This is a genomic window from Acinetobacter kanungonis (genome assembly GCF_009939195.1).
Classification (GTDB): Bacteria; Pseudomonadota; Gammaproteobacteria; order Pseudomonadales; family Moraxellaceae; genus Acinetobacter; species Acinetobacter kanungonis.
Genome location: NZ_JAACKC010000006.1, coordinates 1 through 21,489, shown reverse-complemented (window position 1 = coordinate 21,489; position 21,489 = coordinate 1). Strand labels below are relative to the sequence as shown.

Below are 21,489 nucleotides of genomic sequence, written 5' to 3'. Positions count from 1 at the left end.
AAACACGCCGAAGCGTGTTTTTTGAACAAGGTTGGATTAGAAGTTGTATTCCATACCAGTACCAATTACAGTGCGCTTGTCATCATCATTTAACCAATCACGTTTTTGTTGAGCTACGATGCCGTAGAAACGTGCTTGTTTATTAATTTTGTAGTCTAAACCAATACCGTATTGGTCAATCGTACGATCATCATAACCATCACGTGCAGTTTTTGCTGATTGGTATTGTCCTTTTACAGCAAAAGGCGTATTGCCGATTTTGTAAGTAACTGCTGCAATCCAAGAGTCTTCTTCTAAGCCTTTGTAGTTTGCGGTGATAGCATTACCAGTCGTAGCATCTGTTTTACCAGTGTTATAAGCTGTTAAGTCATCAGTAGGTTCAGCGTGCTGCCATAAGCCACCAAGTACTAAACCTTTAAGGCCGATTGTACCGAAATCATAAGACCCAGTTACACGGTAAGCGTCAGAATAAATATCTTTTAAGCTATACGCGTTGTATTTACCTTGGATACCTGAGTTACCAGCTACGGCAAGCGCAAGACCTAAATCTTTATTGTCATAGTTAACAGAAGCTGAAACAGCATCACCAAAGTTATTACGAGTATCGTCGTTACCTGTTGCACCTTTGGCCGGATCCGTTGTGCTTTCACCTTGCTGGAACATTACATTGAATGATAAGCCTGCAAGAAGTTTAGGGTCTGATTCAAAGCCAAGTACGTTGTTTGAACGCTCTTCACCATACATCATATTGGTGATATCAAGTATAGTGTGGTCGTTGAAGATATCTTGATTATTGCCTGCAGCAGTTTTGAAATATGAGTCAAACTTACCAACTTTTAGTGAGCCGATGCCATCGCTTTTTAAACCAATGAAGCGGTTACGCGCACTTAAGTCTGTATCTGAACCAGAACCATCAGTAGCAATTGCCCATTCAGCTAAATAAATAGCAGATAATTTCTCTGTTAACTTTTCTTCGCCTTTAATACCGAAGCGTGAAGAGTTAGAGTTGATTTCAGTAACATCACTGTTGCCATCAAAACTTTTGTTATCAACATTGTCGATCGAAACATTAAGTTTACCGTACAATGTTGGCGCTGCCTGTGCTGCGTTTAAGCTTAAAGTTGTCACTGCTGCAGCAAGTAGCAATTTTTTCATTGAGATTTCTCCAAAACACGATTTTTATGGCAAGTGCCTACAAACTCTTATTTTTAGTTCGCTTCTGTACAATTCGTTACATAGCTCACCAACTTGCTATGCAGTATCTGCAAACTATGTGACAGCAAGGTGAAAGCTAAATGACAGTTTGATGACGATGCGTGTTTGGATAACTATCGGATTTATTGTGTTTTACTTTTTAGGCGGTTAAAAAAATGGAGCCTTATGGCTCCATTTTAATGTTCGAATCAATACATTATGCTTCTAATGCTGCTCTAATCTTTTCGGCTTGCGCCTTAATCTTTTCTTGATCACCCATTTGTGCAGCATGTTTTCCAAGCTGATGCACATTGGTAGGAATAAGATGGAAGTGGACATGTGGGACGGTTTGTCCCGCTGGAGCGCCACTAAGTTGCATTAAAATAATGCCATCTACACCTAAGGCTTTTTCCATTGCACGTGCCACTTTTTGTGTCACTTGAATAGTATAAGCGGCTGCCTCAGCAGGAAGATCTAATAGGCTGATCGAGGGTGTTTTTGGAATGACTAAGGTGTGACCATCTGCTTGTGGCATGATATCCATAAATGCAAGAACTTGATCATCTTCATAGACCTTAATTGCTGGAAGTTCACCGCGCAAAATTCTTGCAAAAATATTTTGATCGTCGTAAGCCATTATTATTCCTTTAAATGGTCTCCTTAAAATAAGGAGACTGAGTGATTATTTACAATTCAGCTCTTTCTGACGCGCTTTGATTTCATCAAGGCGTTGTTGTTCTTTGTCAGAAAACTTTGGTTTGGTTGTATAGCAGTTGTCATTACCAAACTTTGCTTTTGCTTCAGGGTCTTTGAAACAGAAACCTTTAGATGCATAAATGACATCATGATCATTTTTCAGTTTTTGGCACTCTTGTTCTGGTGTTGCAGCGAACGTATTGGCACCAATAAAAGTTGATAGACCTGCAAGACAAGCAATAAGCAACTTACTCATAAGAGTTTCCTCATGGTTTGTAACAGTATGTTTTAAACACCTTATTACAATATTGGGTTTAATTTGTCATCTTCAATGGCAATTTATTACTCTAGGGTAATTTTACTCCAAGACTCATATAATTTAACGGCAGAAGAAAAATCACTTTCGGCTGGCGAAAGATCACTTGCGGCTTGAATGAGGCTTTGGGTAAGAGCAATGACTGGCGCGGAAAGTTTGGCATCTCGAACTAAATCTAATGCGATACCAGTGTCTTTCGCTAATAAAGGTAACGCAAAGGTCAGTGGAAAGCTACGATTTAATACGCGCTGAGGTAAAACTGTTTCAGTGACGCCACTTTTACCACTCGATGCATTGATACAATCCAATGCTTCGCCAAGATTGACACCATGTGCTTTTAATGTAGTAAATCCTTCCGCAACTGAGCATAGGTTCACAGCAAGCAGCATATTGTTTACCGCTTTAACGGCAAATCCCGCGCCAGAATCTCCTACATGTTTAATCAGCTTGCCAACCGCCTGTAAGGCTGGTAACGCTTTTTCAAATGCTTCAGCTTGACCACCAACCATTACGGTTAAAGTTGCATTTTCTGCACCAATCGTTTGACCACTTACAGGTGCATCTAAGAAAGAAACCTGTTTTATGTTTAAAGCTTCTGCCAGATTTTTAGCAGACTCTGGTACACCACTCGTGCAATCAATCCAAATACTACCAGCTTTTAGTTCTAGACCTGAAATTAATGCTTCAACGTCTTGGCTAGTGGGTAAGCAAGAAAAAATGATGTCTGCCTGAACTGCATCCTGTAAAGGTACTGCGAGGGTGCCGTATTCAGTTGCATGTTGTTCTGCCTTAGCGAAATTTCGATTCCACACAAAAACGGTTTCAAAATGCTTAGGGAGATGAGCCGCCATACGATAGCCCATCGCGCCTAAGCCAATAAATGCAACTGAATGAATCATGGTCTTTCCTTTATTTCTTTGTCGATCTTTGTTCTAGCCATGAGGTTAATTCGGGCCAAAATTGTTCAGCACTGGCTTTGCTTGACATTAAACCCAAATGTCCTCCAGGGATAAGAGTAAACGTGACATCTTGGCTATTTGTCAATTCAGTTAATGGTTTTATTGCATCTGCTGTAACCAGCTGATCGCTTTGACCTGCGCCAATCAACAGCGATGAGGTGATTGAATTTAAATTGATTTGCTTATCTTCGAGTTGAATAACACCATGTTTTAGTTCATTTTTAAGCCAGACCTTAAAAATCATGTCTTGGTTGATACCACCAGGGTAATCAATCATATTATTCAGAAAGTGTCCAATGGTCGCATTTTCTTGAACAGTTTCGAGGTCACCCAAATTACTGAATAATGTTTTATAGCTCGCATACCATCCTTTAGGGTCCAGTATTTTGAAGCCAATCGAATTTAAGCGACCTGGTGTATGGGTATATCTTTTAGGTATTTGCTTGGAGAATAAGAGTTGATTCAACGTTTGATGACGTTGAATGAATTGGTACATGCCTTGATTTAGCTTACCAATGATTCCTGAGGCATAGCTGTCGATGGGGCTGCCTAAAACAATTAAATTTTTTACAAAGTTAGGTTGTTTCAAGGCACTATAAAGTAAGACAAATATACCCGCCATGCTCCAACCATGCAGTGAGATTTGCTCGGAACCCGCATGTTGACGTATTTTCTGTATGCAGTCTGGCAAGGCATAGTCAATGATGGTTAAAAAATGAATATGGTGGTCGCGAGAGCGAAAATGTTTCCATTCCACCAAATACACATCGAAACCCTGATTCTGAAAATGTTTCACTAAAGATCGGTAAGGAAATAAGTCATAGATTGCCATATTAATTGCAAATGGGGCGACTAGAACGAGAGGTTCAACGAAGTGTCTCACAGGTGCTGGATAATAACGGACTTTGGCATAATCGTTATATGCCACAATTTCATAAGGCGTACTTTCGGAAAGAATAAGCGAATGTTGCTTAAAGAATCGGGTGGATAAGTTGTTAAGCTGAACTTTATGACGACTGATCTTGTGTTTTAGTTTTGTTGTTATGGGCATTTTATTGACCTACCAAAAGATTTGCTCGAAGTCTAAACGATAATTTTATATTTTACCTTGACCTGAAATGCCGTAGGCGCTCAAAATGTTGGCAATTATTCACAAAGGCAGTTCTGAGAACTGAATCGTAGAAATGAGCCAATACGACGACATCGAATATCAATTAGACACTTTAGCGATTCGTACCGGACACACACGTACTTTTGAAGGTGAGCATAGTGAGCCTATTTTCTTAACATCTTCTTTCGTTTGCGAAAATGCAGCAGATGCAGCAGCTAAATTTTCAGGACAAATTGAAGGTAATACTTACTCACGTTATACCAATCCAACTGTACAAGCATTTGAAAAACGTTTAGCCGTATTAGATGGTGCTGAACGTGCAGTTGCGACCAGTTCAGGTATGGCAGCAGTGCATGCTGTGACTTTGGCTTACTTAAAAGCGGGCGATCATGTGGTGTGTTCACGCGCTGTATTTGGTTCGATCATTTCGCTGTTTGAGAAATATGTTATCAAGTTTGGTGTCGATGTTACGTTTGTAGACTTGGAAGATTTAGACGCTTGGAAAGCGGCAATTCGTCCAAATACACGTCTTTTATTTATTGAAACCCCGTCGAACCCATTGGCTCAAGTGGGAGATATGCAAGCGATTGCTGATATTGCGCATGCACATGACGCTTTATTCGCTGTTGATAATACTTTCTGTACCCCAATCTTACAGCAACCAATTAAGTTTGGTGCTGACCTGATTATCTATTCTTCAACGAAATATATTGATGGTCAAGGTCGTGCTTTAGGTGGTGCGGTTGTAGGTAAAGATAAATTGGTTGAAGAAATTAACGGTGTTATTCGTACACTCGGTAATTCAATGAGCCCATTTAATGCGTGGATCTTCTTAAAGGGTTTAGAGACGTTAAGTTTACGTATGAAAGCACATTGTGCCAGTGCGCAAAAATTAGCAGAATGGCTCGATGCGCATCCTAAAGTCGAAAAAGTGTATTACGCGGGTCTGCCAAACCACGAAGGACATGCGTTGGCGAAGAAACAACAATCAGGTTTTGGTGGCGTGGTTTCATTTGTGGTGCAAGGCGAGCGTGCAGGGGCTTGGACGGTCATCGACAACACGCGCTTCTTATCGATTACCAGTAACTTGGGCGATGTGAAGTCAACGATTACCCATCCTGCGACGACATCACATGGCAGAATGTCAGCTGAAGCAAAACAAGCAGCGGGGATTAGCGAAGGTTTAATTCGCGTTTCTGTTGGTTTAGAAGATATTGATGATATTATTCGTGATATCGCACGCGGTTTAGATTTAATTTAATTTTTAATTTTATGTTCGGAGATTTTTATGAACATTAATATGCTGATGCAGCAAGCACAACGCATGCAAAAAGATATGGAAGCTAATCTTAAAAAAGCCAAAGAAGAGCTTGCTCAAACTGAAGTTCACGCAGAAGCGGGTGGTGGCTTAGTTAAAGTTACCATGACTTGCCGTAATGTGGTAAAGCGTATCGAGATTAATCCTGAATTATTACAAGATGATCCAGACATGATTGAAGACTTAATCGCTGCTGCAATGAATGATGCTGCACGTCAAGCTGAAGTCATTTCTGAAGAGCGCTTGAAAGGTGCAAGTTCAGGTATGGGCTTGCCACCAGGCCTTGCTGGCATGTTCTAATCCCTAGTGGTGTCTTACCTCCCTTATTAGGGAGGTATTTTTATTGAGAAAATTAAGTGTTTAGTGATCGATTTGAACAGTTGGTTCAAGCTTTAAGAATTTTACCGAGTGTGGGTCCGAAATCTGCACAGCGTATGGCACTGCATCTGATTATGAAAAATCGGGAAGGTGCGGTGGGTTTGGCACACGCCTTGAATGAAGCAACCAATCATATTCACGAATGTTGTGTCTGCCATTCGTTAACTGAAGATGAAGTTTGCGATATTTGTCTTTCTACAGAGCGTGATGACCAGCTTTTATGTGTAGTTGAGTCACCAGCCGATGTAATGGCAATTGAGCAGAGTGGCAGTTTCCGTGGTAAATATCATGTACTTGGTGGGCATCTGTCACCACTTGATGGGATTGGACCTGATGAAATCGGAATTCCACATTTGGTACAACGCTTAACGGATGGGAAGATTAACGAAGTCATTCTGGCGACCAATGCAACTGTAGAAGGTCAAGCTACCGCGCATTATCTGGTCGAAGCATGTAAACACTTGCCTGTACATATGACCAGAATTGCTCAAGGTGTACCACAAGGCGGTGAGTTGGAATATGTTGATAGCCATACGCTGAGTCAGGCTGTACATAACCGTATGCGCATGAAATAAGTTTCGGCTTGTTTCATGTAGATTTAATCACGATAGAATGGGTCATTTTTTAAGTTTTATTTTAACGATTGGTATATTTTTAAAAAATCCATAATATAAAAAATGTATAAATAAACAGATAAATAGAGCTTATATACTAAAAACTAAGTAATTCTTTAGTCTAAATTGAAAATTTTTATAGCTAATTGTTATATATCAGGTAAGATAGCTTTTTAGAGAATCTAATCCTAGACTCGGCAGTATGTTTCAGTTTATTCAGCATCAGACAGATTTAGAAAACTTTTTGTCCATCATGGACCAAAACTCCATTTATGGACTTGATACAGAGTTTATTAAAGTGGATACCTTATGGCCTAAACTAGGGGTATTTCAAATAAATGTTGCGGATCAAGTTTATTTGCTGGATGGCACTACCCTAGATTTAACGCTGTTCTGGAAAAAGATTTTTGCTGCGCAATTGAATGTCTTTCATGCTTGCGGGGAAGATATCGATCTGATTTATCATTATGCTCAAGATAAGTCACTGAATAATGTATTTGATACGCAAATCGGGATGTCATTTTTAGGACATGGTTTGCAGGTCAGTTATCAAAATGCGCTAAAAAACATGTTGAATGTGGATATTGATAAAGATCAGACACGTTCAGACTGGTTGGCGCGCCCACTGTCTTCTGAACAATTGAATTATGCAGCCAATGATGTGCTGTACATTATGGCTTTGGCAGAAAAAGTCAGATCAGAGCTGAATCAAAAGCAGTTATTGGATTTTGCACAGGAAGACTGCCGTAATCTGACTTATGAAATTGGTCAAGAAACGCCTTTGACGATGCTATATCAAGATATTGGCAATTACCGTCATTCACGCCGCCAGCTAATGCAAATTCAGCAATTGGCCGTTTGGCGTGAACAAATGGTGAAAGCACTGAATCAGCCGCGCAGCTTTATTCTTAGAAACTCGTCCATTATTGATTTGGTTGAGAAAAATCCTAAAAACCATTTTCAGTTGAGCAGTATCAAGGATATTCGTCAGAATGTACTGCGTGAGCATGGCAAAACCATTTTGGATTTATTGAAATTTATACCTGCTCAGGAAGAGTGGCCATTACGCTTAGCACGTCCAATTCGTCATTCATCTAAAGAAATAGGTCATAAAGTTGATGCTGTGATTCAAAGCGTAGTCAATGAAACGGCAGTACCAAAAGAAGTCTTGCTGCGGAAAAAATGGCTCAATGCGCTATATCAACATATTGTGTCAGGCACTGATGAGCAGGATTTGCCGAATTATTTACTGGGCTGGCGCTATGAGCTTTTGACCAAACCGCTCATTCAAGTCCTGCACGAAGATCAGCAATATTTGTCAACACAAATGCAAGTTGCGCAATAGTCGGAGCTATTTGTCTAAAGAATTGACACTTAGACAAATTGACGACTGATGCGTTAATAATCACTACTGAATCAGATTATTTTTTGTTGTATGCTTGACGCTGTATTTTCTAAGTGAAGTAATGTTCTAAGCATGCATTGTTCTATCTATAAATCGAGCAAAAAAGATGAGATGTATCTCTATGTTGCTCGTCCTGCTGAAAATGATGCAGAAGCATCAAATCCATTAGAAGTTGTTCCAGAAGTATTACGTAATGCTTTTGGTCATGCAACTTTTGTGATGCACATTGAGTTAACTGAAACGCGTAAGTTAGCACGTGCCAATGTAATGCATGTAATGGATTCGATTGAAACCAAAGGTTTCTTTATTCAAATGCCACCAGAAGGGTTAATTAATCCGAATGCAGTAGCCCCAGAAGGCTTGCGTGGCGCTTAATCATTTTCAGGAGTTGTACTATGGATAATCTTCTTTCAATTTTAGACACAATTCCTGAAGATACGATTGCAATCAGTGTGTATTTGCTTGGCAGCATCATCATTTTATGGTGCTGGTATGCAATCGCAAAGCGTTTACCTAAACCGTTCGGTGGCATCAGTTGGGTGTTTGTTTTTGCCGTCATGCTTACCCCAACGGTTTCTGAAGGGACAAATGCTTCAATTGCACCAGCTTTCTTTGGGTTAATGTTTGGTGTTCTCACCAAAGAGCATTCACTGATCTGGTTTAATTTATCTGCAATTCTATGTGTTCTTGGTTTGGGTTTGATCGTGGGATATTGCTGGTCTAAATATAGCGATAAACGCGAAATTTCTGTAATTAACGAGAAAAGTTCACCACTTTAAATAAAAAATAAGGTCATCTCATGTCTGTTGATACTCAACAATTTACTGGTACAAGCCAGTACATCGCGACTGATAGTTTAAAACTGGCAGTAAAAGCTGCACGTGCTTTACAAAAACCACTTCTGGTCAAAGGTGAGCCTGGAACAGGTAAAACCTTATTGGCAGAGCAGGTTGCGCAAAGTTTGGGTTTAAAACTGATCACATGGCACATCAAATCGACAACCAAAGCTCAGCAAGGGTTGTATGAATATGATGCCGTTTCACGCTTACGTGATAGCCAGTTGGGTGATGACCGTGTCTACGACATTAAGAACTATATTAAACCGGGTAAGTTGTGGGAAGCATTTACCAGTGAAGAGCGTTGTGTGTTGTTGATTGATGAAATTGACAAGGCAGATATTGAGTTTCCTAACGATTTATTACACGAACTCGATAAAATGTCATTCTTTGTGTATGAAACAGGTGAAACGATTACGGCTACACAGCGCCCAATCGTAATCATTACCTCAAATAATGAAAAAGAGCTGCCAGATGCCTTTTTGCGTCGCTGTTTCTTCCATTATATTGAGTTTCCAGATGAAGCGACCATGCGCGAAATTATTGATGTACATTTTCCGCAAGTTTCAACTGCGCTGGTGAACGAAGCACTACAAGTATTCTTTAAATTGCGTCTGGTACCGGGTCTTAAAAAACCACCTTCAACTTCAGAATTGATTGATTGGCTGAGTTTATTGATGGCAGATGATATGCCTGATGATGTTTTACGCAATCATGATAAATCTAAAGCCATTCCACCACTTTATGGCGCTTTAATCAAAAATGAGCAAGATGTACAGTTGCTTGAACGTTTAGCCTTTATGTCACGTCGCTAAAGGAGAAACACGCATGTTCGTGCGCTTGTTTTATACCTTACGCAAATACGGTGTGCCTGTCTCTACGCGTGAGCTTATAGATCTGAATGAGGCGGTCGCGTCAGGCTTGGTTTTTGCCGATCAGGAAGAGTTCTATCAGCTTGCCAAAATCATTATGGTCAAAGACGAGCGTTTCTTTGATAAATTTGACCGTGGCATGAAATACTATTTTGATGGCATTTCGACCTTCAATTTGGACGAGTTGTTAAACCAAGTCCAGCAATTGCCGAAAGAGTGGTTTGATCTGGAACTTTTAGAGAAGCATCTCACCCCAGAACAACGAGAAGAACTGAAAAAAGCAGGTTCTCTTGAAGAGCTGATGAAAATGTTGGAAGAGCGGTTGCGCGAACAACATAAAAAGCATCAGGGTGGCAATCGTATGATTGGCACAGGCGGAACTTCGCCCTTCGGTGCTTTTGGTGATCATCCTGAAGGTGTGCGCATTGGCGGTCCTGGACGAAAACGTTCCGCAGTCAAAGTCTGGGAACAGCGTAAATACCGTAATCTGGATGATGAGCAGATTCTGGGCACGCGTCAAATGCAAATGGCATTACGCCGTTTACGTAAGTTTGCGCGACAAGGTGCTGCTGAAGAGCTAGATATTGATGGCACCATTAAAGAAACTGCAAAACAAGGCATTTTGGATGTGCAATTGGTGCCAGAGCGCCGAAACCGCGTCAAAGTATTAATGTTGTTTGATGTGGGAGGTTCAATGGACTCTCATATTGCGCAATGTGAAAAATTATTCAGTGCTGCAAAAACAGAATTCAAAACGCTGGAATATTTCTATTTTCATAATTGTTTATATGATTATGTCTGGAAGGACAATGTCCGTCGCTCAAACACACGTATGAATACGTGGGATCTATTTCATACCTATGGCCGCGACTATCGTGTCATTGTCGTAGGGGATGCCAGTATGGCACCTTATGAACTGAATTCTGTGGGTGGCTCAGTGGAATATATGAATGATGAGTCTGGTCAGGTTTGGTTACATCGCCTACGTCAGCATTTTGATAAAACCGCTTGGCTGAATCCAGAACAAGAAAGTTACTGGCATTACACGCAAACCATTGGTTCCATTAAGCAGATTTTTGATCAGCATATGTATCCAATGACTTTGAAAGGCGTAGAAGATTTAACAAAATATTTGGCACGCTAAGTTCATGGGGCCAACTCAGTGAATTTGTGCTGTTAAGAGTAAGTCATAATAAATGTAGAGAAAGGGGGGAGTAAGAGATGAATCACCAAATTAACGGGATTGATTTACCAAACACAGAAGGCTTTTTTGGACCCTATGGTGGTCAATATATTCCCCCACACTTGAAAGAAGCCATGGATGAAATTAATGTGGCATATGAAGAAATTCGTCATACGCCCGAATTTCAAAATGAGCTTGCCGATTTATTTGCAAACTATGTCGGACGTCCAAGCCCGTTATTCCATGCCAAGCGTTTATCTGAGCAATTGGGTGGCGCACAGATTTATTTAAAGCGTGAAGACCTGAATCATACTGGCGCACATAAGATCAATCACTGTTTAGGCGAAGCTTTGCTTGCGAAGTATATGGGTAAAAGCAAAGTTATTGCTGAAACAGGCGCAGGGCAACATGGCGTAGCATTGGCAACAGCGTGTGCATTGGTGGGAATTCCATGTGAAATTCATATGGGGCAAGTGGATATCGAGAAAGAGCATCCCAATGTCGTCAAAATGAAGATTCTCGGTGCCAAATTAATTTCTGTGACTCGTGGCACAGCAACTTTAAAAGATGCGGTGGATAGTGCTTTTGAAGAATATCTGAAAGATCCGAAGAATTATATCTATGCGATTGGTTCAGTGGTTGGTCCACATCCATTCCCGAAAATGGTACGGGACTTCCAAAGCATTATCGGCAAGGAAATAAAAGTACAAACTCATGACCGCTTTGGTCAAAACCCTGATTATGTGGTTGCATGTGTCGGTGGGGGGTCTAATGCGATTGGTGCCTTTACAGCATTCTTGAATGATGCAGATGTGAAATTAGTGGGTGTGGAGCCTGCTGGACATGGTTTAGATACCAAAATGCATTCGGCAACCTTAACTTTAGGTAAGCCAAGCCAAATTCACGGTATGGCGTGTTATGTGTTGGAAGATGAGCAAGGAGAGCCATTGCCGGTTCATTCCATCGCATCAGGACTGGATTACCCAGGTGTTGGTCCTCAACACAGTTTCCTGAAAGATTTAGGTCGCGTTGAATATACAACAGCAACCGATCAAGAGTGTTTGGATGCGTTCATGACCTTATCTCGTGTGGAGGGGATTGTACCTGCCTTAGAAAGTTCACACGCTGTGGCATGGGCTTTACGTGAAGCGCCAAAACTAGCCAAAGATGTGAAAATCGTGGTGAACTTGTCGGGTCGTGGTGACAAAGACTCAGACTATGTCGCAGATAAGCTCGGTTTGAATTAAGTTATGAATGTAAAAAGGTCAGTAATCAGCTGACCTTTTTATGCATCAATTTCGGGTTTAACCCGAAATATACTGCTGTAACTGATCGATTAAGTTTTTTTGATCTGCCATGGCTGCTTTAACTAAGTCGCCAATTGAAATTAAGCCAATCAGTCGCTCATTTTCAACCACAGGCAAGTGGCGGAGGTGGCGAACCGTCATTAACTCTAGACAATCTTCTACACTGGTGCCTGTTGTAACAGTGAGAACAGTCGCTGTCATAATTTCACTGACATTGGTGGTAAATGAAGTACGTTCCATTAAGGCGACTTTACGCGTGTAATCACGTTCAGAGACAATGCCGACTACGCGTTCATCTTCTGTGACCACTAAAGCACCAATGCCCTTATCTGCCATAAGCGTAATTGCTTCAAATACGGTTGAATCTGGACGAATTGTGAAAATGGTCTGTTCTGATTTATCTTGAAGGACTTGTGCTACTTTGGTCATATTGTACATCTCTATTGTTGTTTATTGTTTGACTTTTAACTTAACTTGAAATATGCAAAATGCAAATACCTAGGCAGTCATAAATTGCATAAAATTGAAAAAATTAGGTGTTTAGAGTAAACACCTAATTTAATTTGCTTTAAGCAGGCTGCAATTGCACATCAGCAAAGAAAAAGTGACGCATTTGCTGAGTGGTCAATTTGAATTTCTGACTAGATGAATTGCAGAGTGCTGGAATGACTTTTAAGCGAGTCAGGGTTGGCAAAAGAGACTTCTGAAAATCAGCGGGTGTGATTTTACGTGGGGTATAACTTGGCCAATGTAGTTTTGCATATTTATGCGCTTGTACACTGTTCATCCAGAACGGAAAAATAAAATCATCTTGGTCGGACATGATCGCCCAACCTTGATCGTAGAGTCCCCATAACACACCGCAGTACATCATGGATTTCAGAATAGTAATTTTAAAAAACAAGTCTTTTGCTATCGGTTGTAATTGACTAATTTGTTTCATATTGGACAGACATTGTGAAGTCATGAGTTATTGTAAAAAAAATAGATTAAATTTCAGTGTAAGCTTTGCGATAAATCGTAAATAAATATGTTCGTAATATTTAAGCCAAAAAAAACGCCACCTAAGTGACGTTTCATTATGCTTGCATTGTGGCCATTTTCTGCCAGTATTGTGCTTTTAACGAATCACGTTCTACACGGAAACCTTGAAAATAAAGTTCAGCTAAGAACATTGCCGCTTTGCCATGGCCTGCACGTGCCACTTCTTCCAATTGTTGAACAGCATCTACAAAGTTTTTTTGCGATTGAATTGTGTTTACTGCATTTGCGTACACATGTTCTAACTCATGATGAGAAATTTGTTGAATCATAGATAACTCCTTATTGTAATTATGATTGCACAGCTCGACTTTTTTAGTCTTCATACTAATTTAACTAAGTATTATTAAACTAATATTACAGATTAGGTGAAAAGTCAAATAAGATATGGGGTGCATATATATAATTTCAAGTTACATGATTAAACAATAGTCAAAAAGTTTTTTTATTAAGATGGAAATACAGGATACTGTAATTAAAAGGAGAATAATATGACAAATACAATAGATGGCTTCGCTTTTGAATTACCGCTCAATGCCGAGAAAATCATTGAATTGGCACACTATCATAGACAACAACTTGATGAAGCTGTTTTTCACAATGAAATTCATTTAGGGGACTATTGTTTGGCACAGCGTAAACGTGTTTATGACTTTACACGTACACTTGAGCCACAACAGCGCATTGAGTTTTACAAAATGTATGATGGGGAATTACGCCGTATTGCTGATGATGAAGATTTGCATCCAGCAGATGCTGAACACGGGGTGGGGGTGTTCGCGATTGTTTTGGCATTGGCTTTAATCGCATTTATTCTATATTTTGCAGTTGTTCGTAATATCACCAGTGGATAACACGGATTGCCCATTTTTAACCATCTGTGGTTGAGAATGGGTAAATAACCTTGAGATTCTAATAGAGCCAACCTACACTACCAGTTCATTCGAGGTAGTGTATGCATAGCGCAAAGCAAAAAATTATTCAATTTTATCGTTATTTCAAATTAGAGAATTTTTATTATTTCTTGGTCTTACTTATTATTGTTGCAATTCTTTTTTTAGCAACTTTCGCACTTTTTCGTCCAGTGACGCCTGATCAATACTTACAAGTTCGTCAACTCGCACAGCAAGCCTATTATCCTTCCACACAAGATATGGCGTCACAATTAATTCAGAAAAAAAAGATGACTAGAGGTCATTATCTGAAATTAATGCGAGCGTATCATGTTGAAAAGAATCAGGCAAAGGAGCTTCCTCCTTTGGCAGATGATACGGTTCGTTAGCATTTGAAGGTGTTGATGTTTTAGATCTTTCTGTATTTTTATATATGTTGAGATTGTCTTGTAAAATTTGATTTAACGCTGCTTTATCTAATTTTTCACTAAAAATAATGATAGTGAGTCGATCTGGATGTAAATGCTTATGAATAGCATTTTGCACTTGTGCTGTGGTCAACTGGTTCAGTTCATCGCTATAACGATTCAAATAATCTGTGGGCAAACCATAAAACCCTATAGAACCCAGTTGAGCATTGATTGCCGCATTGCTACTGTAGTTATTTGGAAAAGCCCTTAACATGCCTAGCTTGGTTTGTTCTAGTAGCTTTTCATCAATTGGTTCGCGGATAAAATTGACCAAAGCACGATGTGCAATTTGAATGCTTTCGAGCAGATTATCTTGCTCTGTGGAATAGCCTAAGCTAAATGGACCAGCTGCTTGCATAAAACTAAAACTACTATAAGCCCCATAAGTTAATCCCCGTTTTACACGCAGTTCTTGGCTTAAAATAGAATTGAATCCGCCTGTGCCAAAAATACGATTAGCAACTTGTAATGCTAAATAGTCAGGATCATCACGGGTTGTTACTATTTCTCCCATAATGATATGTGCTTGGCTCGATTTATAAGGGATGTGCCGAATATTGAAATCTGAGCGTAATGCTGGAGCAGGTAATGGTGTTGCTTTTTCACCATCGGGTAGATGTTTTGCTATTTTTTCAGCTAATTTAAGTGCTTCTTTCTCTTTTAGTTGCCCTGTAATCGCAATATTTAAATTTTGATGAACAAGATACTTTTGTCGAAATTGTACTAAGTTCTCTGGGTTAATTCGTTTAATGCTGGCTTGCGTGCCAGTAATCGGTTCTGCATAAGGATGCTTACCATATAAAGTACGATAAAACACAATATTTTTCATTCGGCTGGGGTTTTCTTTTAATTGTTTCTGTCCGACAGCGGTATTACTCAAAACAAGATCGATACTCGAATTTTTGAAGGTAGAATGATTAAGCACTTCAAGGAGCATATCTAATGCTGGTTCTAGTTTTGATGGATCGGATAAAGTTCTGAGTTTGACAATAAACATATCCCTGTGTGCTGAGACACTGAACTTCGCACCTACACTTTCAAAAGTAGTAATAATTTCCTGAGCTGAGTAGTGATTAGTGCCTTCATCTAAAAGTTGAGCAGCCATATTGGATAGACCATAAAGATGAGTACCGATGCTTTGATCACGCGCAGAACCCGCATTAAAAGTAAGTTGAATATCTACCATTGGGAGTGAGGGAGATTCTACAAAGAGTGATCGCACATGAAATCTATTTTTCAGTTCATACACATGAGGTACTGTCAGTTTAGAGTTTTCTTGAATATTTTGAAGGCTATCTAGTTGGTTAAGCGAGCTAAACTGTTCAATTGAAGCGGTTTTAGTTTTATCGATAAGTTCGGCATAACTCGTTGGAATAAATAAAAGTGCTGTGATGAGGCATAGTGGTATGTTTTGCATAACCTTATCCATTATTTTTCTTGTTCTGGCAGTATGTACATGCTGCTGTTATTGTTATGATTAAAGTAGGTATTTGCGACGCGTTGAATATCTTCGGGTGTGACCGCCGCATAATGTTGTGGGAGTTGATCAAGAATACGATGGCTCAATCCATTGATTTCCAATGTTCCAATAATTCTGGCTTGCCCAGCAATATCGTCCTGACTATAAATTAAATCTGCAACATAACGAGTAATCACGCGATTGATTTCATCAGTAGAGACAGGGGTGCTTTTTAATTGCTCTAGTTCATTGAGTATCGCATTTTCAATATCTTGCAATGGCACATCATTCGCAGGTAAGGCTGAAATACTAAATAAACTGTCTCCTCGATTGTAGGGATCGTAGGAAACACTGACAGATGTGGCAAGCTTCTGCTCACGAACCAAATTGTTTTGTAGTCGAGAAGTGATACCACTATCTAAAATATTCTTAATGATGACCAGTGTGTAAGCATCTTGTGGATTTGTTGCTGTAGCGAGAGAGTGAACATTCCAAGCCAAATAGAGATTAGGCACTTGAACAGGTAACTCGACCTCGAGTTGTCGATAGCCCAAATTGGTTACTTCAAGTACATCATTTCTTGATGGTGTTTTTTGAGCTGGAATCGAAGCAAAATACCGTTTAACGAGTTCAAGTGTGGCAGTGGCTTCTACATCACCCACAATTACTAAAATTGCATTATTGGGGGTATACCAGTCTTGATACCATTTTTTCAAATGTTCTAGAGCCAGCATTTTTAAATTTTTCATATAGCCAATGACTGGTTGTCGATAATGGCTGGTGGGGTAGGCAATCCATTTAAAGCGCTCAAATGCAAGTGTACGAGGATTATCATCTATTCTTTGCCGACGTTCCTCCATGACGACTTTCATTTCTGTTTCAAAATCTTGTTGCCTTAAGACTAAGTTGCTCATACGATCTGATTCAAGCTCTAACGCGAGTGCTAAATAATCCTTTTGGTAAAGTTGATAATAGTTGGTGTAGTTAGTAAAAGTAGCTGCATTGACGCTGCCGCCATATAAGCGACTGAGGCGGGTAAATTCATCATTCGGGACTTTGGTAGTTCCCTTAAACATCATATGTTCTAAAGCGTGAGAAATACCTGAAAGATTATCAGGTTCATCGCTACTACCTACGGCATACCAGATTTGAGTCATTACCATCGGGGAACGATGATCTTCACGAATGATGACTTTTAGTCCATTGTCGAGAGTTGTTTCTGTTGTTGGGTTCGAGAGATGTTGTTGAGGTTTAGCATAGACTGGAGTGCAAAACATAAGACATGTGAAGCTCAATATACTGAGATGTATATGGAATAATTCTTGGTATTTATTCTTATTTTGTCCAAACACTTGAGTGGCTCACAAAGCTTGGTCTTTAAATTTATTTTTAAGAAATTCACCCATAAATGCAAGGTTGAGCTGTTGATTTTTGTAGCTGCTACACACAATCAGGCAAGATAAAGAAAATCCTTATCTTTTATGCTAAAATCATTGTCTTTTAACACGCTGCTTTTCAAAGGATTCGGCATGCAACAACAATCTACTGGGCAAAATAAATTTTTGATTGATGCTGATATTGGGGATGATGACGTAACTTTACCAAGCTTACCTGCGGTAAATGTTCCTATTATCGAGACTCCAAAGGCTGAAGAAATCGTTGCTTCAGTTTCAGAAACCTCCGATGAGCAAACTGAAGAAAAATCTAAAGGCGGCTTCTTTAGCCGTATGAAAGAGGGTTTAACCAAAACCCGTAAAAACTTTGCTGATGGAATGGTAAATATCCTGATCGGTGGCAAAGAAATTGATGATGAATTACTTGAAGAAGTTGAAGAACAACTTTTAGTCGCAGATATTGGTGTTGATGCGACTAAAGCGATTATCGCAAATTTAACTGAGCGTACTGCACGTGGTGATCTGATTTACTCACATTCTTTGTATAAAGCATTACAAGAAGAGTTGGTGAATTTATTGGCTCCACGTGTAAAGCCATTACATATTGACCCAAATAAGAATCCATTTGTAATTTTGGTGGTGGGTGTTAACGGTGTTGGTAAAACCACAACCATTGGTAAACTTGCGAAACGTTTACAAGGTGAAGGCAAAAAAGTGATGCTTGCCGCTGGCGATACTTTCCGTGCCGCAGCAACAGAACAATTGCAAATTTGGGGCGAGCGCAACAATATTGCTGTTGTTTCACAAGGTCATGGTGCAGATAGTGCTTCTGTCATTTTTGATGCTTTTGAAAGTGCACGTGCAAAAGGTGTGGATGTCCTGATTGCGGATACTGCTGGACGATTACATAACAAAAGTAACTTGATGCAAGAGCTCACGAAAGTTAAGCGTGTCATGCAAAAAATTGATGCTACAGCACCACATGAAATTATGTTGGTGGTAGATGCGGGCACAGGGCAAAATGCGATTAACCAAGTTGAACTATTTGATGAGGCAGTTGGTCTTACGGGTATCACGATTACGAAATTAGATGGAACGGCTAAAGGTGGCGTTCTATTTAATATTGCAAGTCGCACCCATGTGCCAATTCGATTCATTGGGGTGGGTGAGAAAATTGATGATTTACGTCCTTTCTCTGCTAAATCATTTGTCGCAGCATTGTTTGAAACTGAAAAGTAAAAAGTAATATATTTCACATAAACTCCGCAAAATGCGGAGTTTATCTTTTTTGGCTTAATTGTTTGATTTAAAATACAACAGTAGACTTTAAATATCTCGTTATTTCTGTCTAATAAAAGAATAAAATAAAACACTTAAAAAAAATATGTGTATTACGCATTCTCGGGGAAATTGATGGCACTATTCGATAAGCTTAGCCAAGTGCTAACCACTGAAATTACACCAGACCTAATTTTTAATAGAAAAAATGAAAATGCATCAACTGAGATATTGTATTTAGAACAATTAAAACAACGTCATTCTATGCAAAAATTAGGAAAACGCATTCACTATGATCAATCGTATTTAGCTGAGTTAATCCATACCGCTGTATTGAGTTGCCCATCTGCTTTGAATTTACAGACAACCCGTATTGTTGTCTTATTTTCTAAGGCACATACCTACTTTTGGAATTTAGTTTATGAGATTCTGGAAAAACAAACACCAGAACATCTTTTTCCAGCTACCGCAATAAAAATCAAGCAATCATTGGCATCGTATGGAACGGTTTTATTTTTTGAAGATCAAGAGCAGATTAGAAAAATACAAAAGGATGTACCTTTAGACTCCGTGGAAATTCCTTTTTGGTCTGAACAAGCTTCGGGGATGGCTCAATATGCAGTTTGGATGGCTTTAACAGAAGTCGGTTTGGGTGCGAACTTAAACTATTACAATCCCGTGATTGATTACAAGACTGCACAGTATTTGAAAGTAAGCTCGGAATGGAAACTGCAAACTCAGCTTGTATTTGGTTCAATTGAGCAAGATGATGTAAAGAGTGATTCAAATAAGAATCAAGCCGAATTCATGGTTTTAAAATGAAATCTAACTTAAGTTTAAAGCATGTATGATTAATAAGAGAACGTTCTAAATATAAAACAGACTGTCACAATGATAGGGCTTTATATAGTTTACAAAGTGCTTAAGATAGAACCATGAAAATTGAGATATAACTCTCTATATAAACAAACAAAATGTTGAGGAAATGAAAATGGCATTCTTAGATCATATGAAAAAACGTCGTACAATTTATGCAATTGGTAAAAATATAAATCTTGAGCAAGCCCAAGTCGAACAGATAATTAAAAATGCTGTGCGAGAAAGTCCATCAGCTTTCAATTCACAGACTTCAAGAGTGGTTTCATTGTTTGGCCAGGCTCATCATAACTTCTGGGAAATCGTTCGCGAAACATTACGTAAAATGGTTCCAGCAGAAGCATTCGAAAATACCAGCAAAAAATTAGATGGTTTTGCAGCAGGTTATGCGACAGTACTTTTCTATGAAGATCAAGAAGTCGTGAAATCATTGCAAGAACAATTTGTTCTCTATGCGGACAATTTCCCAGTTTGGTCTGAACATTCATCAGCTATTGCTCAATATGCAGTATGGACAGCATTGGCTGAGCAGAATATTGGGGCATCATTACAACATTATAATCCTGTCATTGATGCTGAGGTTGCAGCTACATATTCAATTCCAGATCATTGGAAATTGCGTGCACAATTAGTTATAGGCTCGATTGAAGCACCTGCGGGTGAAAAGACTTATATGGATGATAGTGTACGTTTCAAAACATTTAATTAAAAATATGTCCACAGTCATTTATTAGAAGATGGCTGTGGACAAGTTCTATAAAAAATCATCGCATTTTCTTTTGTATCGACCAAATGACTATTCCAACTGGTATAAAAAGCTTATAAAAATAAAATCCGAAAAAAGGGTTGTCTTTCAAAAATGACTTTGTCATAAAATTGTCATTTATAACTTGCATAGTGCAACTAAAATTTAACAATGAATGAAGAGAAAGCAAAATGGCTTTACGTTTAACCTTTGCTGCAGCGGCATTGATGGTAAGTGGTTCGGTATTTTCAGCAGTAACAGTTACAGCGCCAGAAGAAATCAAAATTCTTGCTGTGAATGATCAAGAGGTAAATACTGGTTTATTTCGCTCTGAAAACAATGCCTATAAATTGGATGCAGGTAGTTCAAGCATAAGCCTTCGTTACATTCAATATTTTGAACATATGTCTGGCGAACATGACATTGTTAAATCAGGTGTAGTGACATTGAAAACACCAAATTTACAAGATAATCAAACTTACCAACTAGCATTGGTTAATGCTCCAAAAACTTTTGAAGATGCAAAGAAATATGCTGAACAGCCAACAGTTGCGCTTTATGATCAGAAACAGCAAATACTTGTAAAACAGACTGGTGCAAATACAGAGCAGAAACCTTGGTTGAGCCGTAGCATGTTTGGTGGTGCAGTCGACTTAACTCAAAAAAATGTTAAGGCACCTGTAAATCAACCACCAGCAGTCTATGCAGCGCCACAAGTAACAGCCCAAACGGCTCAATTAAGCACTCAAGTAAGTGCAGTTGATAAGCAATTAATTGAGTTATGGAAAAAAGCAGATAAAACGGAGCGTCAAAAATTTATGAGCTGGGTCGCAGAACAAGCAAATTAAGTTGTCTTTAATAGTAAAAAGCTCGGTAAATGAAAATTTACCGAGCTTTTTACTATGTAGCAATGTGTAAAAAAAGTCTGTGAAATAAAAAAATAGTGCTATAAATATTCGATTAGATTAAATATTGATCGCTTGAAGGTGTATTTTATAATTAATTATAAAATACGCTTGCGCTTGAATTAAAACTGTATAGAATACGCAGCATACCGACGAGATAGACGGAAACGAACGAAGCACGAAGTGTTGAGTTGTTTCAAATATCGAGTCCAGCATCTAATACTGACGAGGTATTAGAT

24 protein-coding genes are annotated in these 21,489 nt (G+C 39.1%); 14 read left to right on the top strand and 10 right to left on the bottom strand.

Going from position 1 to position 21,489, the window contains the following annotated elements; all coding sequences use genetic code 11:
• Positions 1-36: 36 nt before the first annotated feature.
• From GWK51_RS12220 to GWK51_RS12200, 5 genes are all read right to left on the bottom strand, one after another.
• Positions 37-1,155 (bottom strand): porin, encoded by a 1,119-nt coding sequence (locus tag GWK51_RS12220; RefSeq protein WP_161933929.1) that lies wholly within the window; start codon positions 1,153-1,155, stop codon positions 37-39.
• A 256-nt stretch (positions 1,156-1,411) separates the two neighbouring features.
• Positions 1,412-1,831 (bottom strand): HIT family protein, encoded by a 420-nt coding sequence (locus tag GWK51_RS12215; RefSeq protein WP_161933928.1) that lies wholly within the window; start codon positions 1,829-1,831, stop codon positions 1,412-1,414.
• A gap of 45 nt (positions 1,832-1,876) precedes the next feature.
• Positions 1,877-2,146 carry a YARHG domain-containing protein gene (locus GWK51_RS12210; RefSeq protein ID WP_100241663.1) on the bottom strand — a complete coding sequence of 90 codons (270 nt, stop codon included), beginning with the start codon at positions 2,144-2,146 and terminating at the stop codon, positions 1,877-1,879.
• Between the two features lie 86 nt (positions 2,147-2,232).
• Positions 2,233-3,105: an NAD(P)-dependent oxidoreductase gene (locus GWK51_RS12205; protein ID WP_161933927.1), complete on the bottom strand. Its 873-nt coding sequence runs from the start codon at positions 3,103-3,105 to the stop codon at positions 2,233-2,235.
• A gap of 10 nt (positions 3,106-3,115) precedes the next feature.
• Entirely contained in the window at positions 3,116-4,216 is a 1,101-nt protein-coding gene (locus tag GWK51_RS12200; protein ID WP_161933926.1) for an alpha/beta fold hydrolase, read from the bottom strand.
• A 133-nt stretch (positions 4,217-4,349) separates the two neighbouring features.
• On the opposite strand from GWK51_RS12200, the gene GWK51_RS12195 reads away from it, so the two are divergent.
• The 9 genes from GWK51_RS12195 (at position 4,350) to trpB (ending at position 12,129) form a co-directional block, all read left to right on the top strand.
• Positions 4,350-5,537, top strand: coding sequence for an O-succinylhomoserine sulfhydrylase (locus GWK51_RS12195; protein ID WP_142768661.1), 1,188 nt, complete (start codon positions 4,350-4,352; stop codon positions 5,535-5,537).
• A gap of 27 nt (positions 5,538-5,564) precedes the next feature.
• Positions 5,565-5,894 (top strand): YbaB/EbfC family nucleoid-associated protein, encoded by a 330-nt coding sequence (locus tag GWK51_RS12190; RefSeq protein WP_100241659.1) that lies wholly within the window; start codon positions 5,565-5,567, stop codon positions 5,892-5,894.
• A gap of 56 nt (positions 5,895-5,950) precedes the next feature.
• Positions 5,951-6,547, top strand: coding sequence for a recombination mediator RecR (gene recR, locus GWK51_RS12185; protein ID WP_142768662.1), 597 nt, complete (start codon positions 5,951-5,953; stop codon positions 6,545-6,547).
• Between the two features lie 241 nt (positions 6,548-6,788).
• Positions 6,789-7,931 carry a ribonuclease D gene (locus tag GWK51_RS12180; protein WP_161933925.1) on the top strand — a complete coding sequence of 381 codons (1,143 nt, stop codon included), beginning with the start codon at positions 6,789-6,791 and terminating at the stop codon, positions 7,929-7,931.
• A 132-nt stretch (positions 7,932-8,063) separates the two neighbouring features.
• Positions 8,064-8,366, top strand: coding sequence for a YcgL domain-containing protein (locus tag GWK51_RS12175; protein ID WP_161933924.1), 303 nt, complete (start codon positions 8,064-8,066; stop codon positions 8,364-8,366).
• A 20-nt stretch (positions 8,367-8,386) separates the two neighbouring features.
• Positions 8,387-8,770 carry a hypothetical protein gene (locus tag GWK51_RS12170; protein WP_161933923.1) on the top strand — a complete coding sequence of 128 codons (384 nt, stop codon included), beginning with the start codon at positions 8,387-8,389 and terminating at the stop codon, positions 8,768-8,770.
• A 20-nt stretch (positions 8,771-8,790) separates the two neighbouring features.
• Positions 8,791-9,642 (top strand): AAA family ATPase, encoded by an 852-nt coding sequence (locus GWK51_RS12165; protein WP_161933922.1) that lies wholly within the window; start codon positions 8,791-8,793, stop codon positions 9,640-9,642.
• A gap of 13 nt (positions 9,643-9,655) precedes the next feature.
• The gene (locus GWK51_RS12160) at positions 9,656-10,843 is read left to right on the top strand and encodes a vWA domain-containing protein (RefSeq protein WP_161933921.1); all 1,188 of its coding nucleotides are present in this window, start codon (positions 9,656-9,658) and stop codon (positions 10,841-10,843) included.
• Positions 10,844-10,920: 77 nt separating this feature from the next.
• Positions 10,921-12,129, top strand: coding sequence for a tryptophan synthase subunit beta (gene trpB, locus GWK51_RS12155; RefSeq protein ID WP_161933920.1), 1,209 nt, complete (start codon positions 10,921-10,923; stop codon positions 12,127-12,129).
• A 57-nt stretch (positions 12,130-12,186) separates the two neighbouring features.
• Here trpB and GWK51_RS12150 read toward each other — a convergent pair whose 3' ends face one another.
• From GWK51_RS12150 to GWK51_RS12140, 3 genes are all read right to left on the bottom strand, one after another.
• Complete coding sequence (locus GWK51_RS12150) at positions 12,187-12,618, bottom strand: CBS domain-containing protein (protein WP_100241651.1); 432 nt, start codon at positions 12,616-12,618, stop codon at positions 12,187-12,189.
• Between the two features lie 139 nt (positions 12,619-12,757).
• Positions 12,758-13,132, bottom strand: coding sequence for a DUF2750 domain-containing protein (locus tag GWK51_RS12145; protein ID WP_100241808.1), 375 nt, complete (start codon positions 13,130-13,132; stop codon positions 12,758-12,760).
• Between the two features lie 136 nt (positions 13,133-13,268).
• Positions 13,269-13,502 carry an SEL1-like repeat protein gene (locus GWK51_RS12140; protein ID WP_100241650.1) on the bottom strand — a complete coding sequence of 78 codons (234 nt, stop codon included), beginning with the start codon at positions 13,500-13,502 and terminating at the stop codon, positions 13,269-13,271.
• Between the two features lie 219 nt (positions 13,503-13,721).
• On the opposite strand from GWK51_RS12140, the gene GWK51_RS12135 reads away from it, so the two are divergent.
• A complete protein-coding gene (locus GWK51_RS12135) occupies positions 13,722-14,084 on the top strand; it encodes a hypothetical protein (protein ID WP_100241649.1) in 363 nt (120 codons plus the stop codon).
• Between the two features lie 333 nt (positions 14,085-14,417).
• Here GWK51_RS12135 and GWK51_RS12130 read toward each other — a convergent pair whose 3' ends face one another.
• Both GWK51_RS12130 and GWK51_RS12125 read right to left on the bottom strand, forming a co-directional pair.
• Positions 14,418-16,010, bottom strand: a complete 1,593-nt coding sequence (locus tag GWK51_RS12130; protein WP_235941142.1) for a M16 family metallopeptidase — start codon at positions 16,008-16,010, stop codon at positions 14,418-14,420.
• Between the two features lie 11 nt (positions 16,011-16,021).
• The gene (locus GWK51_RS12125; RefSeq protein ID WP_161933918.1) at positions 16,022-17,329 is read right to left on the bottom strand and encodes a M16 family metallopeptidase; all 1,308 of its coding nucleotides are present in this window, start codon (positions 17,327-17,329) and stop codon (positions 16,022-16,024) included.
• 252 nt (positions 17,330-17,581) lie between these two features.
• On the opposite strand from GWK51_RS12125, the gene ftsY reads away from it, so the two are divergent.
• The 4 genes from ftsY (at position 17,582) to GWK51_RS12105 (ending at position 21,193) form a co-directional block, all read left to right on the top strand.
• The gene (gene ftsY, locus GWK51_RS12120; protein ID WP_100241647.1) at positions 17,582-18,685 is read left to right on the top strand and encodes a signal recognition particle-docking protein FtsY; all 1,104 of its coding nucleotides are present in this window, start codon (positions 17,582-17,584) and stop codon (positions 18,683-18,685) included.
• A gap of 174 nt (positions 18,686-18,859) precedes the next feature.
• Positions 18,860-19,546 carry a nitroreductase family protein gene (locus GWK51_RS12115; RefSeq protein WP_161933917.1) on the top strand — a complete coding sequence of 229 codons (687 nt, stop codon included), beginning with the start codon at positions 18,860-18,862 and terminating at the stop codon, positions 19,544-19,546.
• 169 nt (positions 19,547-19,715) lie between these two features.
• Positions 19,716-20,309 carry a nitroreductase family protein gene (locus tag GWK51_RS12110; RefSeq protein ID WP_161933916.1) on the top strand — a complete coding sequence of 198 codons (594 nt, stop codon included), beginning with the start codon at positions 19,716-19,718 and terminating at the stop codon, positions 20,307-20,309.
• A 227-nt stretch (positions 20,310-20,536) separates the two neighbouring features.
• Positions 20,537-21,193 (top strand): DUF2057 family protein, encoded by a 657-nt coding sequence (locus GWK51_RS12105; protein ID WP_161933915.1) that lies wholly within the window; start codon positions 20,537-20,539, stop codon positions 21,191-21,193.
• Positions 21,194-21,489 lie beyond the last annotated feature (296 nt).

Excerpts from the sequence above, each read along its gene's own strand:
- GWK51_RS12220 (WP_161933929.1), bottom strand. The coding sequence starts at position 1,155 with ATGAAAAAATTGCTACTTGCTGCAGCAGTGACAACTTTAAGCTTAAAC.
- GWK51_RS12215 (WP_161933928.1), bottom strand. The coding sequence starts at position 1,831 with ATGGCTTACGACGATCAAAATATTTTTGCAAGAATTTTGCGCGGTGAA.
- GWK51_RS12210 (WP_100241663.1), bottom strand. The coding sequence starts at position 2,146 with ATGAGTAAGTTGCTTATTGCTTGTCTTGCAGGTCTATCAACTTTTATT.
- GWK51_RS12205 (WP_161933927.1), bottom strand. The coding sequence starts at position 3,105 with ATGATTCATTCAGTTGCATTTATTGGCTTAGGCGCGATGGGCTATCGT.
- GWK51_RS12200 (WP_161933926.1), bottom strand. The coding sequence starts at position 4,216 with ATGCCCATAACAACAAAACTAAAACACAAGATCAGTCGTCATAAAGTT.
- GWK51_RS12195 (WP_142768661.1), top strand. The coding sequence starts at position 4,350 with ATGAGCCAATACGACGACATCGAATATCAATTAGACACTTTAGCGATT.
- GWK51_RS12190 (WP_100241659.1), top strand. The coding sequence starts at position 5,565 with ATGAACATTAATATGCTGATGCAGCAAGCACAACGCATGCAAAAAGAT.
- GWK51_RS12180 (WP_161933925.1), top strand. The coding sequence starts at position 6,789 with ATGTTTCAGTTTATTCAGCATCAGACAGATTTAGAAAACTTTTTGTCC.
- GWK51_RS12175 (WP_161933924.1), top strand. The coding sequence starts at position 8,064 with ATGCATTGTTCTATCTATAAATCGAGCAAAAAAGATGAGATGTATCTC.
- GWK51_RS12170 (WP_161933923.1), top strand. The coding sequence starts at position 8,387 with ATGGATAATCTTCTTTCAATTTTAGACACAATTCCTGAAGATACGATT.
- GWK51_RS12165 (WP_161933922.1), top strand. The coding sequence starts at position 8,791 with ATGTCTGTTGATACTCAACAATTTACTGGTACAAGCCAGTACATCGCG.
- GWK51_RS12160 (WP_161933921.1), top strand. The coding sequence starts at position 9,656 with ATGTTCGTGCGCTTGTTTTATACCTTACGCAAATACGGTGTGCCTGTC.
- trpB (WP_161933920.1), top strand. The coding sequence starts at position 10,921 with ATGAATCACCAAATTAACGGGATTGATTTACCAAACACAGAAGGCTTT.
- GWK51_RS12150 (WP_100241651.1), bottom strand. The coding sequence starts at position 12,618 with ATGACCAAAGTAGCACAAGTCCTTCAAGATAAATCAGAACAGACCATT.
- GWK51_RS12145 (WP_100241808.1), bottom strand. The coding sequence starts at position 13,132 with ATGAAACAAATTAGTCAATTACAACCGATAGCAAAAGACTTGTTTTTT.
- GWK51_RS12140 (WP_100241650.1), bottom strand. The coding sequence starts at position 13,502 with ATGATTCAACAAATTTCTCATCATGAGTTAGAACATGTGTACGCAAAT.
- GWK51_RS12135 (WP_100241649.1), top strand. The coding sequence starts at position 13,722 with ATGACAAATACAATAGATGGCTTCGCTTTTGAATTACCGCTCAATGCC.
- GWK51_RS12130 (WP_235941142.1), bottom strand. The coding sequence starts at position 16,010 with ATGCAAAACATACCACTATGCCTCATCACAGCACTTTTATTTATTCCA.
- GWK51_RS12125 (WP_161933918.1), bottom strand. The coding sequence starts at position 17,329 with ATGTTTTGCACTCCAGTCTATGCTAAACCTCAACAACATCTCTCGAAC.
- ftsY (WP_100241647.1), top strand. The coding sequence starts at position 17,582 with ATGCAACAACAATCTACTGGGCAAAATAAATTTTTGATTGATGCTGAT.
- GWK51_RS12115 (WP_161933917.1), top strand. The coding sequence starts at position 18,860 with ATGGCACTATTCGATAAGCTTAGCCAAGTGCTAACCACTGAAATTACA.
- GWK51_RS12110 (WP_161933916.1), top strand. The coding sequence starts at position 19,716 with ATGGCATTCTTAGATCATATGAAAAAACGTCGTACAATTTATGCAATT.
- GWK51_RS12105 (WP_161933915.1), top strand. The coding sequence starts at position 20,537 with ATGGCTTTACGTTTAACCTTTGCTGCAGCGGCATTGATGGTAAGTGGT.